Annotated in this window: 17 protein-coding genes and 1 pseudogene; 16 read left to right on the forward strand and 2 right to left on the reverse strand. The window is 57.9% G+C overall.

Going from position 1 to position 13,092, the window contains the following annotated elements:
• The first annotated feature begins 62 nt into the window (after positions 1-62).
• From ACZ89E_RS23245 to ACZ89E_RS23255, 3 genes are all read left to right on the forward strand, one after another.
• The gene (locus ACZ89E_RS23245) at positions 63-230 is read left to right on the forward strand and encodes a rubredoxin (RefSeq protein ID WP_007954349.1); all 168 of its coding nucleotides are present in this window, start codon (positions 63-65) and stop codon (positions 228-230) included.
• 19 nt (positions 231-249) lie between these two features.
• Positions 250-1,398 carry an NAD(P)/FAD-dependent oxidoreductase gene (locus ACZ89E_RS23250; RefSeq protein WP_476256541.1) on the forward strand — a complete coding sequence of 383 codons (1,149 nt, stop codon included), beginning with the start codon at positions 250-252 and terminating at the stop codon, positions 1,396-1,398.
• A 192-nt stretch (positions 1,399-1,590) separates the two neighbouring features.
• Positions 1,591-1,866 carry an HU family DNA-binding protein gene (locus ACZ89E_RS23255; protein ID WP_003213368.1) on the forward strand — a complete coding sequence of 92 codons (276 nt, stop codon included), beginning with the start codon at positions 1,591-1,593 and terminating at the stop codon, positions 1,864-1,866.
• A gap of 136 nt (positions 1,867-2,002) precedes the next feature.
• Here the strand turns inward: ACZ89E_RS23255 and ACZ89E_RS23260 are convergent, their stop codons facing one another.
• The gene (locus tag ACZ89E_RS23260; RefSeq protein ID WP_476256542.1) at positions 2,003-2,284 is read right to left on the reverse strand and encodes a hypothetical protein; all 282 of its coding nucleotides are present in this window, start codon (positions 2,282-2,284) and stop codon (positions 2,003-2,005) included.
• A 118-nt stretch (positions 2,285-2,402) separates the two neighbouring features.
• Positions 2,403-4,096 (reverse strand): annotated as a pseudogene (tssI, locus tag ACZ89E_RS23265) (type VI secretion system tip protein TssI/VgrG); the annotation flags it as partial.
• A gap of 717 nt (positions 4,097-4,813) precedes the next feature.
• Here tssI and tssA point away from each other — a divergent pair.
• The 13 genes from tssA (at position 4,814) to ACZ89E_RS23330 (ending at position 13,082) form a co-directional block, all read left to right on the forward strand.
• Entirely contained in the window at positions 4,814-6,370 is a 1,557-nt protein-coding gene (gene tssA / locus ACZ89E_RS23270) for a type VI secretion system protein TssA (protein WP_149659439.1), read from the forward strand.
• A 32-nt stretch (positions 6,371-6,402) separates the two neighbouring features.
• Entirely contained in the window at positions 6,403-6,906 is a 504-nt protein-coding gene (tssB, locus tag ACZ89E_RS23275) for a type VI secretion system contractile sheath small subunit (protein WP_149659440.1), read from the forward strand.
• A 28-nt stretch (positions 6,907-6,934) separates the two neighbouring features.
• Complete coding sequence (tssC, locus tag ACZ89E_RS23280; RefSeq protein ID WP_149659441.1) at positions 6,935-8,410, forward strand: type VI secretion system contractile sheath large subunit; 1,476 nt, start codon at positions 6,935-6,937, stop codon at positions 8,408-8,410.
• Between the two features lie 13 nt (positions 8,411-8,423).
• The gene (tssE, locus tag ACZ89E_RS23285) at positions 8,424-8,831 is read left to right on the forward strand and encodes a type VI secretion system baseplate subunit TssE (protein WP_476256543.1); all 408 of its coding nucleotides are present in this window, start codon (positions 8,424-8,426) and stop codon (positions 8,829-8,831) included.
• A gap of 3 nt (positions 8,832-8,834) precedes the next feature.
• A complete protein-coding gene (locus ACZ89E_RS23290; protein WP_476256544.1) occupies positions 8,835-9,248 on the forward strand; it encodes a hypothetical protein in 414 nt (137 codons plus the stop codon).
• Between the two features lie 112 nt (positions 9,249-9,360).
• Positions 9,361-9,873: a PAAR domain-containing protein gene (locus ACZ89E_RS23295; protein WP_149659442.1), complete on the forward strand. Its 513-nt coding sequence runs from the start codon at positions 9,361-9,363 to the stop codon at positions 9,871-9,873.
• A complete protein-coding gene (locus tag ACZ89E_RS23300) occupies positions 9,870-10,679 on the forward strand; it encodes a hypothetical protein (protein WP_476256545.1) in 810 nt (269 codons plus the stop codon). The genes ACZ89E_RS23295 and ACZ89E_RS23300 overlap by 4 nt, the downstream gene beginning before the upstream one ends.
• Positions 10,680-10,681: 2 nt before the next feature.
• A complete protein-coding gene (locus tag ACZ89E_RS23305) occupies positions 10,682-10,882 on the forward strand; it encodes a hypothetical protein (RefSeq protein ID WP_476256546.1) in 201 nt (66 codons plus the stop codon).
• A gap of 19 nt (positions 10,883-10,901) precedes the next feature.
• Entirely contained in the window at positions 10,902-11,279 is a 378-nt protein-coding gene (locus ACZ89E_RS23310) for a hypothetical protein (protein WP_476256547.1), read from the forward strand.
• Between the two features lie 519 nt (positions 11,280-11,798).
• A complete protein-coding gene (locus tag ACZ89E_RS23315; protein ID WP_476257071.1) occupies positions 11,799-12,089 on the forward strand; it encodes a hypothetical protein in 291 nt (96 codons plus the stop codon).
• Complete coding sequence (locus ACZ89E_RS23320; RefSeq protein ID WP_476256548.1) at positions 12,086-12,472, forward strand: hypothetical protein; 387 nt, start codon at positions 12,086-12,088, stop codon at positions 12,470-12,472. Before ACZ89E_RS23315 ends, ACZ89E_RS23320 begins: the two co-directional genes overlap by 4 nt.
• Entirely contained in the window at positions 12,469-12,864 is a 396-nt protein-coding gene (locus ACZ89E_RS23325) for a hypothetical protein (RefSeq protein ID WP_476256549.1), read from the forward strand. The genes ACZ89E_RS23320 and ACZ89E_RS23325 overlap by 4 nt, the downstream gene beginning before the upstream one ends.
• Positions 12,861-13,082, forward strand: a complete 222-nt coding sequence (locus ACZ89E_RS23330; protein ID WP_149659450.1) for a hypothetical protein — start codon at positions 12,861-12,863, stop codon at positions 13,080-13,082. Before ACZ89E_RS23325 ends, ACZ89E_RS23330 begins: the two co-directional genes overlap by 4 nt.
• The last annotated feature ends 10 nt before the right edge of the window (positions 13,083-13,092 follow it).

Consider the following 13,092-nt stretch of genomic DNA (forward strand, 5'->3'; position numbering starts at 1 on the left):
GCAACGCTTTACCCATCGACCGTTCGCGCCGGCAAACGCCTGAATCCCGAGGAAGTAACTGAATGAAAAAGTGGCAATGTGTGGTCTGCGGCCTGATCTATAACGAAGCCGACGGCTGGCCGGATGACGGCATCGCGCCGGGCACCCTGTGGCAGGACGTGCCGGAAGATTGGCTGTGCCCGGACTGCGGCGTGGGCAAGATGGATTTCGAAATGATCGAAATCAACTAAGACAAAAGAGGAGTAGGGAATGAACGCACCTGTCGTGATCGTCGGTACTGGCCTGGCTGGCTACAACCTGGCCCGGGAGTTTCGCAAACTCGATGGCGAAACCCCGCTACTGCTGATTACCGCCGATGACGGGCGTTCCTACTCCAAGCCGATGCTCTCCACCGGCTTCGGCAAAAACAAGGACGCCGACGGCCTGAGCATGGCCGAGCCCGGCGCCATGGCCGAGCAGTTGAAAGCCGAAGTGCGCACCCACACCCGCATCAGCGGCATCGACCCGGGCCATAAACGCCTGTGGATCGGCGAGGAAGCGGTGATCTACCGTGACCTGATCCTGGCCTGGGGCGCGGAAACCGTGCGGGTGCCGATCGAAGGCGACGGCGCTGATGCGGTGTTCCCGATCAATGACCTGGAAGACTACGCGCGCTTTCGCGCCGCGGCGGCCGGCAAGCGCCGGGTATTGCTGCTCGGTGCCGGCCTGATCGGCTGCGAATTCGCCAACGACCTGATCCTCGGCGGTTACGAAGTGCAACTGGTCGCACCATGCGAACAGGTCATGCCGACATTGCTGCACCCAGCGGCGGCCGCAGCGGTCCAGGCCGGGCTGGAAAGCCTCGGTGCACGCTTCCACCTCGGGCCGGTACTCAACCGGTTGCAGCGGGTGGCGGACGGACTGGAGGCGCACCTGTCCGACGGCCAGATCATCCCGTGCGATGTGGTGGTCTCGGCCATTGGTTTGCGTCCGCGCATCGATCTGGCGGCTGCCGCAGGTGTCCAGGTCAATCGCGGCGTGGTGGTCGACCGGCATCTGAAGACGTCCCACGCCAATATCTACGCCCTGGGCGACTGTGCCGAGGTCGATGGACTGAATTTGTTGTACGTGATGCCCCTGATGAGCTGTGCGAGAGCGCTGGCCCAAACCTTGGCGGGAAACCCTACGGCCGTGAGTTATGGCCCGATGCCGATCACCGTGAAAACCCCGGTCTGCCCGTTGGTGGTTTCGCCGCCTCCACGGGGCGCCGAGGGCGTCTGGACGGTCGAGGGGCAGGGCGCCGACATCAAGGTCCTGTGCCGCGATGACTCGGGCAAATTGCTCGGTTATGCCCTGACAGGCGCGGCGGTGATGGAAAAACTCGCATTGAACAAAGAGCTTCCGGCCCTGCTGGCGTAAATACCGGTCGTTCTGTCGGATTCACCCCGCTTTTGCCCCTACAAAGGTCGCGCCGAGACTGGCGCGGCTCTTCCGTGCGTGCCATCCTCACTCCCGTCTGCCGCAGAGTAGAGCACCTGCGGCGCCTTGGGCGCTGTTCCAACGAGAACAGCACGGACATAACAACAAAAAACCGTCAAAGGGGCTTCACTAATGCGTAAACCAGAACTCGCCGCTGCAATCGCTGAAAAAGCAGACCTCACCAAAGAGCAGGCCAACCGCGTACTCAACGCCGTTCTCGAAGAAATCACCGGCGCTCTGCACCGCAAGGACAGCGTCACGCTGGTGGGCTTCGGTACCTTCCTGCAACGCCACCGCGGTGCCCGCACCGGCAAAAACCCGCAAACCGGTGAGCCTGTGAAAATCAAGGCCAGCAATACCGTCGCCTTCAAGCCAGGCAAGTCGTTGAAAGACAGCGTCAATCCATAATTGCGGCAAACTCCCTGAGTAGCGGGGAGAACCGTATTGAAAAATGGGCATATCGATTGCGGTCGGATGCCCATTTTTTATGGGCGTGCGTATTCCGATGAGGTGTGATGGGGTGGTTTGACCAACGCAAAGCCAATCAACTTTCCCTCGAAAGTCCACTGTCCTGTTGAGGTTCCAGATCAACAAGGCGCGTGTCGGGACCGTTGGCTTTCAGGCGTTCGGTAACCACTTTCGGCCACAAGTTGCGGGAACGGCGTTTAGCGAGGCTGTAGGTGAGTTCTTGAATTCGATCCTGCGGGTAGAGCCGTGGCTCAAGTAGCAGTTTTGCTACATCGCTGCTCTGTAAATAGTTTTTGCCACCGGCGTCTTTCTTCGCCTGTTTCAGCTGCGCCAAGGTGTGTTTGAAGCTGTCACTCATTTTGAATCGCACCGCCAACTGGCTTTTTACAAACGCATCCGACTCACTGTGATTACCGTGCTCATCGAAGTAAGGGCCGTTGTTCATATAAGAGCGGATGTACTCCCAAAAACCTCGGAATAACCGACAATGCCGACTGCGCCGCCATTCCTGCTACCGGCGAACCACCCTCAACAATCGCCACACTGCTAAAAATCCCACCGGCATTGATGACGATGTGATGCCCACCAGCCGTGAGCGTCAGGCTCATGCCCGCCTCGATCACCACGTTGGCCGCGTTGACATGCGCCTGCGGCCCCGCCTGAATCACCAGCGTGCCAGCCGCTGTCATGCTGCTGTTGCCGCTGATGCTGATCAGTTCATCCCCGCCGATCACCGTGTTGCGCAGGCCTTGGGTGGTGTGCGTCTCATCGCCTTTGATCAGACTCGCGCTGTGCTGGTCCACCTGCTCAAAACGGTCGCCACCAATCAGGCTGTGACTGTCGCGGGTAATTTGTTCGCGGCGGTCGTGGCCGATCTGGGTGGCGCTGTCATTGAGGATCAGTTGCTCGATGTCGCGTTGCGCCCGCAGGTAGATTTTTTCCTGCTCGGCGCGGTCTTCCAGCGACAGCTCGTTGTAGCCACCGTTGTGTGGCGAGCTGTGGCTGCGCAGCACGGTTTTGGTCTTGTGCTCGGGCAAGGTGTAGGGCACAGAGGTCACTCTGTTGGCCACACAACCGGTGATCAGCGGCCGATCCGGATCGCCTTCCAGAAACGTGACCACGACTTCCATGCCGATACGCGGGATAGTCACCGCGCCGAAATCCTGGCCCGCCCAACTCGAGGAAACCCGCAGCCAACAGCTGCTTTTTTCGCTGTTGAGTTCCGCGCGATCCCACGGCAGTTCGACCTTCACCCTTCCATATTCATCGCAATAGATCTCTTCACCGGGCGGTCCGGTGACGCGGGCGGTCTGGCTCACCAGTTGCGTTGTTCGCGGGCACAACGGCGGACGGAAATGCACGTCCCAGGGAATGGCGCTGAAGCGGTTGCGGTAGCCTTGGGTGAAGCCGTCCTCGGGGTTGACGTCGCTGGTGAGCGACTCCTCCAGCACCTGAGGCTGTCGGCCGGTGTGGGTCACGCTGAGCAACAGCCACAGACCGTTGGGGGTTTTACGCGGGTGTTCGGTCAGGTCGAAGAAGTGACCGCTGCGCAGGCATGGCTGATCGCTCTGGCCTTCGGCCACTTGGTAATCGCAACGGTGCCGCTCCAGGGCCTGGCGGGCGAGTTGCCTGCCACGTTTTTCGTTCTCGATCAGGACGGGGTAGCGATAGTCTTCGAGCTCGGGGCTGAACTCGGCGGTGAAACGGCTTTCCAGCAACAGGCTGGGGCGCCGGAAATCGTAGTCCCGGCGCGTGGTGGTGCTGACATGAAAGGTGAACGCGTCGCTCTGAATGCCGTGCCCTTTAAGCACCTGCGCGATGATCTGCGGCACCGTCAGGTGCTGGAAAATCCGCCGGTCGTGACTGAACTGCAAATAGTGCAGCGCCGGCACCAGGGTCAGGTGATAACGGGTCAGGCGCTTGCCGGCGTCCCCCACCCAGACGTCCTCGATACGGCCGTGCAGCCTTCGCCCTTGAGGCCGAACTGCAGAAACGCCAGTTGACTGAGCAGGCTTTCAATATCGAAATCCGGGTGCTCGCTGACCAGCTCAACGCGGATGGCATACAGGGTGCTGATGGCTTCGCTGCCGTCGAAGGCCAGCACCTTGAAATCGTGACGAACAGCGGGGATGTGAAGCGAAAAATGCGCCGCATTGGCCGGCCCGAACATACGCTTATCCTTAAGCTAAAGAGGAAAAAAGCGCGATATCCAAACCGTCCATGGTTTGTGCACGCGAAAACTGGCGGGCACGTTATCAACGGGGAAAGAGGATTAATGTAGGAGGAGTCTTTGAATAAAGTGAGAGCCTTCCGGGTTTAAAGTGGGCGTGTGTTCCTAGGACACGATTGTGTAAGTTGCGTGCAATTGGACGATAACTCCGTGCAATTGCCCTTCACATGACAGCATTGGACGCATTTGTTGAAACATAAAAATGCCATCACTTTAATGGCGTTTTTTTAATTGGCAGTTGTCTTTCATCAAATTGAAGGTCTGTCGCAGTAACTTTTCGGAAGAATCCTACATTCATCTTTTTCAATTCTTGTCATGCTTTGCGCCCACATCGTTGACGGAAACGCCAATGATTGCTGGGGATTTGCGCGAACGCTCTGGAGCAGGGGTTGCGGGTCAGCAGGTCAGCAGAGGGAATATTAAAGTGATATCAGGGGATACCCTTACAAATATAGGGCTATCTCCTACACGAGGCACTGAACTGCTCGTCTTGTTGTTTAATCGGATGCTTGCTAGTGGCCATCATCGTGAGTACGATGCGCCAACTTGAAAGAGCACGAACTCAATTGGATGAGTCCCATCGCAGCTCTTTGATACTGTCCGCCGCCGTTGAAACTCCGATTGGCGTGTGACCGTAATCCTAAATAAAGGCCATGGATGTCCTACTCAAGCAAGCTTTCCGCCCATTACCTTGAACTCGCAAAAGCCTCTGTTTCCAAAGAGAATTTCGCGGGCGAGGATGTTCGCTTTTCGAGCGAATATGAGGCCCTGGAAAGCGAGCTGGCCAAAGCCCAGTCGATGCATGAAGCCGGTCAGATCGACTGGCTGAAAATCCGTGAAAACAGCGAAAACCTGCTGCGTACCCAGTCCAAGGATTTGCGGGTCGGCGCCTGGCTGACCTGGGCTTTGTACCAGCGCGAATCCTTTCAGGGGCTGCTGGCGGGCCTCGGTTTGCTGCATCATTTGTCGGAAAATCACTGGGCCGAAGTTCACCCGAACAAGGCACGTACCCGCTCCGCGGCCATCAGTTGGTTGGTGCCGCGTCTTGAGCAAGTGCTGACCGAAAATGTCGCGATCAAAGAGCAGTTGCCGATGTTCCGCCGGATGGTGGAGCACCTGGAAGGTCTCGATGCCGCTTGCACCGAGCACCTGGGCGATGACGCACCGTTGCTGCTGCCGATCTCTCGCCGCCTGAAAAACATGGTGCAGCGCGCCGCCGACAACCAGCCGGAACCCGGTGTGGTCGGGGCTGCCGTGGCCCAGGTCAAGCAAGCCGCGACCCAGCTGTTCACCCCCGGCGCGCCAATCGATAACGAAAAAGAAGCCCACAAGGCTTTGCGCGCCCAGCAGGAAAACGCCCGTCCGTTGTGCGCCTGGTGGCTCAAGCAGAAAGCCACCGACCTGCGCGCCCTGCGCCTTAATCGCACGCTGCTGTGGCTGCCCATCGACGCGGTGCCCGAGCGCAACGCCGAGCAGATCACCATGTTGCGCGGGTTGCCGGCGGACAAGCTCAAGGCCTATCAGGATCGCTACGACCAGGCCAAATACGCCGACCTGCTGGTAGAACTGGAGGCGAGCCTGGCGAAGGCGCCGTTCTGGTTCGATGGCCAACGAATGGTCTGGGAATGCCTCCAGGGCCTGAATGCCGAGATGGCTATGCGCGAAGTGGAAATCCACTTCGCGCTTTTGATTCAGCGCCTGCCCGGCATCATCGAATTGCGTTTCCATGACGGCGCGCCGTTTGCCGACCCGGCCACCCGTGCCTGGGTCAGCGCCCACGTCATGCCGCACCTGCAAAGCGCCAGTGCGCCGCGCAAGGTCGAAGTTGTCGACAACCAGCCGGCCTGGGAAGTGGCCTTGGAAGAAGTCCTGCCCATCTTGCGCAAGGACGGCCTCAAGGCCGCCGTGCAAATCCTCAAGCAGGGCCTGCAAGGTGCCCAAGGTGGGCGGGCGCGATTTTTCTGGCAGTTCGCCCTGGCGCGGCTGTGCTTCATGGCCAAAAAGTACGAACTGGCCAGGACCCAACTCGAAACCCTCGACCAAACATTACAGGACTCAGGCCTGAACGCCTGGGAGCCCGATCTTGCGCTGGAAGTGCTGCATTTGCTGCATAGCTGCTGTGAGTTGTTACCGCAGAACCATGCAGTGCGTGAACGCAAGGAAGAGATTTATCGCAGGCTGTGCCACCTCGATCTCGAAGTGGTACTCGAATAGGCCCCAGGGCCACAACCGCAAGGAGAAAAGCCATGGCCAAAGAAGGCTCGGTAGCCCCCAAGGAACGCATCAACGTCACCTTCAAACCTGCCACCGGTGGTGCACAGGAAGAGATCGAACTGCCGTTGAAACTACTGGCAATCGGTGACTACACCCACCGCAAGGACGAACGCAAAGTCGAAGATCGCAAGCCGATCAGCATCGACAAGATGACCTTCGACGAAGTGCTGGCCAAGCAAGAGCTGAGCCTGACGATGAACGTGCCGAACCGTCTTCAGGAAGAAGGCAGCACTGAAGAGCTGGGCGTGCAACTGCGCGTCAACTCGATGAAGGACTTCAACCCGGCCTCGCTGGTCGAGCAAGTGCCTGAGCTGAAGAAACTGATGGAACTGCGCGACGCGCTGGTGGCCCTCAAAGGCCCGCTGGGTAACGCGCCTGCGTTCCGCAAAGCCATCGAAGGCGTTCTCGCCGACGACGAATCCCGCGGTCGCGTACTGGGTGAGCTGGGCTTGAACGCCGCCGCCCAGGACGCCTGAGTCTCTATCAGCCAAGGAAGCCAACACAATGAGCACTAGCGCAGCACAGCAAAAGAGCAAAGAGAGCGGCGAATACAGCATTCTCGACAGCATCATCGCCGAAACCCGCCTGACGCCGGACGACGAAGCCTACGACATCGCCAAGCGCGGCGTGTCGGCCTTCATCGAAGAGCTGCTCAAGCCGCAGAACAACGGTGAGCCGGTCAAGAAGGCCATGGTCGACCGCATGATCGCCGAGATCGATGCCAAGCTCAGCCGCCAGATGGACGAAATCCTGCACCACCCGGACTTCCAGTCCCTGGAATCGTCGTGGCGTGGCTTGCAGTTGCTGGTCGATCGCACCAACTTCCGCGAAAACATCAAGATCGAAATCCTCAACGTCTCCAAAGAAGACCTGCTGGACGATTTCGAAGATTCGCCGGAAGTGATGCAGTCGGGCCTGTACAAGCACATCTACACCGCTGAATACGGTCAGTTCGGTGGTCAGCCTGTGGGCGCGATCATCGCTAACTACTACATGTCCCCAAGCTCGCCGGACGTGAAGCTGATGCAGTACGTGTCCAGCGTTGCCTGCATGTCTCACGCGCCGTTCATCGCGGCGGCCGGCCCGAAATTCTTCGGCCTGGAAAGCTTCACCGGCCTGCCGGACCTGAAGGATCTGAAAGATCACTTCGAAGGCCCGCAATTCGCCAAATGGCAGAGCTTCCGCGAGTCGGAAGACTCCCGTTACGTTGGCCTGACCGTGCCGCGTTTCCTGCTGCGTAACCCGTACGATCCGGAAGAAAACCCGGTCAAATCGTTCGTGTACAAAGAAACCGTCGCCAACAGCCACGAGCACTACCTGTGGGGCAACACTGCCTACGCGTTCGGCACCAAGCTGACCGACAGTTTCGCCAAGTTCCGCTGGTGCCCGAACATCATCGGCCCGCAGAGCGGTGGCGCGGTTGAAGACCTGCCGTTGCACCACTTCGAAAGCATGGGCGAAATCGAAACCAAGATTCCTACGGAAGTATTGGTTAGCGACCGTCGTGAATACGAATTGGCCGAGGAAGGCTTCATCTCCCTGACCATGCGCAAAGGCTCCGACAACGCGGCGTTCTTCTCCGCGAGCTCGGTGCAGAAGCCGAAGTTCTTCGGCATCAGCGCAGAAGGCAAGGCCGCAGAGCTGAACTACAAGCTCGGCACCCAACTGCCGTACATGATGATCGTCAACCGCCTGGCTCACTACTTGAAAGTGCTGCAGCGCGAGCAACTCGGTTCGTGGAAAGAACGTACCGACCTCGAGCTGGAACTCAACAAGTGGATCCGCCAGTACGTGGCCGACCAGGAAAACCCAAGCGCCGAAGTCCGTGGCCGTCGTCCACTGCGCGCTGCCCAGATCATCGTCAGCGATGTCGAAGGCGAGCCTGGCTGGTACCGCGTCAGCCTGAACGTGCGCCCGCACTTCAAGTACATGGGTGCCGATTTCACCCTGTCGCTGGTTGGCAAGCTGGACAAAGAGTAAGCGGAGCTAACTCATGACTGGATACGGCAGCCTTTTCGAACGCCTGGGTGGCGACGCGGACAAACGCGTCGGCTGGAGCCGCGAGGTCTCCGCCATGGCGTCCGTGGCTGCCCATCTGGCCAAGATGCTCAGCACCCGTTCGGGCAGCGTGCAAACGCTGTCCGATTACGGGCTACCCGATCTCAATGACATGCGTCTGAGCCTGCACGACTCCCTGAGTCAGGCCCGTCTGGCCATCGAAAATTTCATCGAAGCCTACGAGCCACGCCTGAGCAACGTGCGTGTCATTTCCCTGCCGCGTGACCACGATCAGCTTCGCCTGTCCTTCAGCATCGAAGGCCTGCTGGAAGTTGATGGTTTCAAGCGCCAGGTTACGTTTGCCGCGCGCCTGGATGGCAGCGGTCAAGTCAAGGTCAGCTAAGGCATGCAATGGACAATTCCGAAGCAGGATGCAGTGGTCATGACGGGGCGTAGGGCGTTGCTGCTCATAGCCTTGGCGGCCGTTGCGGCGGTTTCAGGCGCCTGCTACGTGAAAATGGCGGCGGCGCGGCTGGCGCATGTCTATTCCAAGACCTGGAACGATGCCGGGACGTGCTACATCAACTCGTACATTCCCCAGTACTCGGCCCTGGGGCTGGCCGGACAGATTGTCCGGATATTCACCAGCGAAGCGTTTTTCAGGGTGTACGCAAAGGACGGCACGTTGTTGAAGTCGTCCGAATGGTTGCTCTGGCAGAACGAATTCACCGTGGATGAGCGCTCACAGTGGGTGGATGGCCGTGCGATCTACCCGACCGTGAAAGGCTACGAGAGCTGGAATGTTCCAGCGTGTCGGTGAGCAATGAGTCGTCACACCATGGGTAACGTCGCTGGCGCAAAACCCGATTCGTTCCACCTATCCGTGAGCCGAAATGGCAACGGTCAAGTCAAGGTTGACTAAGGAGACCCGTATGTCCGGCAAACCCGCAGCACGCCTTACCGACCCCACCGCTTGCCCGGTCTCCGGCCACGGCACCAACCCGATCGCCGCCGGTTCCGGCGACGTCTTCTTCGACGGCCTCGCGGCCGCCCGCCAAGGCGATGCCTCGGCGTGTGGTGGTGCGATGTCGGGTGGGTTGGCGACGACGGTTTTGATCAACGGTAAAGCGGCGGCGACTGTGGACTCCGTCGGGACGCATGGCAACAAGGTTACGGCGGGTTCCGGGACGGTGATTATCGGGAATTCGCATTCTCCGGTGCCGTTTGTGGCGCCGATTCCACTGATGCTTTTCTCTCATTGCCAGCATGTTGTGATGAAAGACCAGGACGGCAATCCATTACAGGGGATTCCGTATCACATTAAAAATGCCAAGGGAGAAATTGTCTCGGGACAAACAGATGCCATGGGAAGAACTCAAATGGTTGGAGGCAAGGAAGGCGAGAGCTTTGATTTTCATCCAGCCATCGACGGGGTTCTGCTATGACTGCGGAAGTTCTCTCGATGTTGTATGTCTCCTCGGTGGCTCTAACTCCAAAAGCCGATCCGGTTGGGAAAGAAGTAGTCTTGAAGGTTTTTTGGCCAACTACGAAGTTATGGTCAGACGCTGATATCGCGGCCTATCACGATGAGGCGCCGATGATTGCAGAAAGACTAATTAATGAGAAATATTGGAATAAAAACGGTGAGATAAGCGACTACAAGTTTACCTGCGAGGATTTTGCAATACGCGTCTTGGTAGAGTTTTCCAGTAAGCGCGGGCTGCCGGTAAAACTTAAGACCGGCGTCAGAACTTATAAAAACATGGAGAACTATAGCGCGGCTGCACATGATCGATATGCCTCGAATATGTACGGTTTCGCCGAAATGGTCATGCTGACCTACGGCGCACGTGAGATGCAAAACACCGTAGAAAACACCACGGCAGTAGCTACAGTCGAAGATTTGAAGCCCGGCGACATTCTTGCTCAGGCGCTTGACCGGCCGATGATGACAACCGCCCATCATATTCAAATGGCCGTTTCCGTGACCAGTGACCAGATAGATATACGCCAAGGAAATACCGATGCCGCCATTGTGTGGCCGTTTACTTGGGGGGTAAAACTAACAGGGGAAGATATGGCTGATCCCCAAAGTGGTGGATATGTGGGCCTTCCTGTTCAGAAAGGTTATTTCACCAAAGACGTATCTGGCTGGACTTATCATAATTTGAATAAGGGAACCACACGGGAAGATTTTTTAAAGGCCTTCGAGTTTTATCGCTGGAATTTTATCGGCTTTAATAAGGAGTGAACATGGAAGGCTACTTCTCTGGAATGGTAGATAACAATTATTTCGGGTTGTTGGCGATTTTTTGTTTTGTAGTTGGAGTTGCAGGTCTGGTCCCTCGTATCAGGGTAAAAAAGTTTTATAAATTTTTTAATTTTTTGTGCGTTATGGCGATTCCGGCAATGTACCTGCTGGGACTTTATTACTTGACTCACTCTGAGGTCTGATGACGTTGGAGGCATCGCAGTGATCTGGGTAAAACGCTTCCTCATGGTGGTAGGGCTCCTGGCCTGCATCGCCAGTGTGTTGGTCGTTTCCCGGATGGATTTTTCAAAGGATGAGCCTCGGGTGTTGAGTGAGCACCCCAACGCGAAATGGCGCGGCGGTGCCGATGGTGGGCAGTACATCGAAGTCACCCGCTCCGAGCCGCCTTATTACTTCGTTCAGGTTCGCAACGACGACGGCTCGTTATGGGACGAAGGTTGGCTCAAGTTTGGCGAGAAAAACGGCGAGCCGCTCACGGCGAATGATGTGGTCGTGTTCACTGGCGAGGGCGTTATTTACCTCCAGCAATGCAAGGTGCTCAGTGCCGACCGGGCCAAGGCTGAACAGAAGCGGTGCTGATGTTTTTTTACAGGATGAAAGGGAAGAGGGATCTTGGGTGATTGATCGTGGCGAAGCATTGCGTGGCAGCGTTTGAACATGAATAGCCAACGAGTGATCGGGTTGGTCGTCCATGGGATGGCCTGCGTGCTCTATATCGTGATGAATGGCTTCGCCGTGCCGATCTATAAAACCCTGGTCGGCGGGCTGACTTCCCGTGGCGTCGCCATCGGCATGGGCATGTACCTGGTTTATTACTTTTTCGTTTTCCTGAATCTTGTTTTGGTCTTCATCCCGCGCCTGGCCGCCCAGTTTGGCGTGGCGATTTTCATGATGGCCTCGATCCTGGTTTACCTGCTGCCGCGCTATCCCGTACGGGCCATGGCGTATTGCGCCCTGGCGGGTGGTTTGACCCTTTGCGCCATTCTGGTCACCCGCGCCCTCAATGCCGCTTTTACCCGCTGGCGCGCAGCACAGGGAGTGGCCCGATCCCCCGCACCTCGTGCGCCCGTCAAACATCCTCTGGCCAAAGGGCTCGCTGTGGCCGTCGCGGTCGTGACAGCGATCCTGGCCTGGGCGACGCCTGTGTTTTCCAACGCCTTCATGTTGCTGATGGACCGGGCGAATTTCATTCCGCGCGAGTCGTCGATCTGGACCTTCGAGCCCTACGAAATCAACCAGGGCTCGAGCAACTACTGGCTCTACGGCGAAGACGCGCAGCGCTATTACTACTTCGCCTACACCCCCGACGCGCCTTATCGCTCAATCGCCAAGCGCAATCAGTGCGCAGGCTTCGACAAGCGCGATGTGCGCACTTGGTGCACGCCATGACGCGTTCGATGCAGGTGTGGAAATGGCTCAATCATGTGCTGAGCGCCATCGGTGTGTTGACGATCATCGCGCTGGTGACGCTGTTCATCTCGCTGCGCCCCTCCAATCCTTCAGCGCCCGTGCTGCCAGGCCACCCCGATGCGGTATGGCGCGGGGCGCAGGATGGTGGCTTTTTCATCGAGATCACCCGGTCCAATCCGCCGGATTACTTTGTGCAGGTGCGGTATGAAACCGGAGACCTCAATAGCGAGGGCTGGATCCGGTTCCAGACCCCTGACGGCAAGCCGCTGACGATGGCGCGCATCAACAGTGCCGATGGCGAGTTTCTGTATGTCGACTCGTACCTGCCCATGACACCGAACAAAGGAGGGACTCGTCGATGAGCCTTCGCTCCTTCGTGGCGTCTGTGTTGGCAGCGGGATATCTGTCGTTGGTCGGCTGCACGACGCAACTGACGTACATCTACGAAATTGACCTGTTGAATACCTGCGGCGTGCCGCTGCAGATTGAATCGAAAAATGCCAGCAACTGGTTGCCGCTGATGGAGCCGCGCGTCCTTGCACCGGGCAAGCAGTACGCCGTGGCCAGTTACCTGTCTTACGACGAAGACGGCGGTATACAGGTTGATGACAACTTTTTGCTGACCGTCAAAGGATCTGAAAAAACGCGCCTCTTCAGCGCGGACGACCTACGCAACGCCCTGCCTGGCATCAAACGCGAACGCGATGGCAGTCGCCGTATCTGGACACTCAAGGATGGAGTCTTTTGCCCATGATCAACGTATCGGACGAGATGCGTGGTTACCTGATGTACGTGGCCGACAGTGATCTGTTCGGCGGCCTCGCGATACTGAGCCTGCTGTTGGTGGTCACGGCGATCAGCCGACGCCTGCGCCAGTCGCGGCTGCATCGCGCGCTGACGTTCATGGTCCTGATTTCACTGGTCGCGATCGAAGTCGCCGGCAGTTGCTACTCCTCAGTGAGCCCGGCATGAACACCCCGAG

The organism is Pseudomonas sp. TE3899, from assembly GCF_056279105.1.

Excerpts from the sequence above, each read along its gene's own strand:
- ACZ89E_RS23245 (WP_007954349.1), top strand. The coding sequence starts at position 63 with ATGAAAAAGTGGCAATGTGTGGTCTGCGGCCTGATCTATAACGAAGCC.
- ACZ89E_RS23250 (WP_476256541.1), top strand. The coding sequence starts at position 250 with ATGAACGCACCTGTCGTGATCGTCGGTACTGGCCTGGCTGGCTACAAC.
- ACZ89E_RS23255 (WP_003213368.1), top strand. The coding sequence starts at position 1,591 with ATGCGTAAACCAGAACTCGCCGCTGCAATCGCTGAAAAAGCAGACCTC.
- ACZ89E_RS23260 (WP_476256542.1), bottom strand. The coding sequence starts at position 2,284 with ATGAGTGACAGCTTCAAACACACCTTGGCGCAGCTGAAACAGGCGAAG.
- tssA (WP_149659439.1), top strand. The coding sequence starts at position 4,814 with ATGTCCTACTCAAGCAAGCTTTCCGCCCATTACCTTGAACTCGCAAAA.
- tssB (WP_149659440.1), top strand. The coding sequence starts at position 6,403 with ATGGCCAAAGAAGGCTCGGTAGCCCCCAAGGAACGCATCAACGTCACC.
- tssC (WP_149659441.1), top strand. The coding sequence starts at position 6,935 with ATGAGCACTAGCGCAGCACAGCAAAAGAGCAAAGAGAGCGGCGAATAC.
- tssE (WP_476256543.1), top strand. The coding sequence starts at position 8,424 with ATGACTGGATACGGCAGCCTTTTCGAACGCCTGGGTGGCGACGCGGAC.
- ACZ89E_RS23290 (WP_476256544.1), top strand. The coding sequence starts at position 8,835 with ATGCAATGGACAATTCCGAAGCAGGATGCAGTGGTCATGACGGGGCGT.
- ACZ89E_RS23295 (WP_149659442.1), top strand. The coding sequence starts at position 9,361 with ATGTCCGGCAAACCCGCAGCACGCCTTACCGACCCCACCGCTTGCCCG.
- ACZ89E_RS23300 (WP_476256545.1), top strand. The coding sequence starts at position 9,870 with ATGACTGCGGAAGTTCTCTCGATGTTGTATGTCTCCTCGGTGGCTCTA.
- ACZ89E_RS23305 (WP_476256546.1), top strand. The coding sequence starts at position 10,682 with ATGGAAGGCTACTTCTCTGGAATGGTAGATAACAATTATTTCGGGTTG.
- ACZ89E_RS23320 (WP_476256548.1), top strand. The coding sequence starts at position 12,086 with ATGACGCGTTCGATGCAGGTGTGGAAATGGCTCAATCATGTGCTGAGC.
- ACZ89E_RS23325 (WP_476256549.1), top strand. The coding sequence starts at position 12,469 with ATGAGCCTTCGCTCCTTCGTGGCGTCTGTGTTGGCAGCGGGATATCTG.
- ACZ89E_RS23330 (WP_149659450.1), top strand. The coding sequence starts at position 12,861 with ATGATCAACGTATCGGACGAGATGCGTGGTTACCTGATGTACGTGGCC.